The 752-nt window shown below is 71.8% G+C and carries 1 protein-coding gene; it reads left to right on the top strand.

The features are described from left to right. The coding region (locus tag GKQ77_RS33075) for a DUF8746 domain-containing protein (protein WP_219692833.1) at positions 1 to 734 on the top strand (734 nt) is incomplete at its 5' end. Positions 735 to 752 lie beyond the last annotated feature (18 nt).

Genomic DNA, 752 nt, shown 5'->3' on the forward strand with positions numbered 1-752 from the left:
ACCCCGCCCCCCTGCACGAAGTCGGCGCCCTCCTCGAAGCCCGCTCCGTCCACCCCGGCCGCTCCGCGTACCACCACCTGATGGCGCTCGCCCACACCCACTCCATCCCCAGGAGCCGCGTCGAAACGGTCCTGCGCCTCGCGGGCATCGACGAGGTCGCCCGCAGACGCGTCAAGGGCTTCTCCCTCGGCATGGGCCAGCGCCTCGGCATCGCCGCCGCCCTGCTCGGCGACCCGGCCACGCTCATCCTCGACGAGCCCGTCAACGGCCTCGACCCCGAGGGCGTCCTGTGGATCCGCAACCTCCTCAAGTCCCTCGCCGCCGAGGGGCGTACGGTCCTCATCTCCTCGCACCTCATGAGCGAGATGGCGCTCACCGCCGACCACCTGATCATCATCGGCCGCGGCACACTCCTCGCCGACACCACCGTCGAACGCTTCGTACGCGACTCCGGCTCCGGCGCCGTCAAGGTCGCCACCCCCGAGGCCGGACGCCTGAGCGAACTGCTCGCCAGCCCCGGCGTACAGATCACCACCGGCGCCCCCGGCGTCCTCGACGTACGCGGCGCGGATGCCCAGCACATCGGCCGCACCGCCGCCGCACACAACATCCCGCTCCACGAACTCACCCCGCACACCGCGTCGTTGGAGCAGGCCTTCATGGACCTCACCCGCGACTCCGTCGAGTACGCCACCACGACGACCGCCCCCCAGCCGGAAGGAGCCACGGCATGAGCACCCTCACGCCCACCC

It is taken from the genome of Streptomyces anatolicus, assembly GCF_019400875.1.
Lineage (GTDB): Bacteria > Actinomycetota > Actinomycetes > Streptomycetales > Streptomycetaceae > Streptomyces > Streptomyces anatolicus.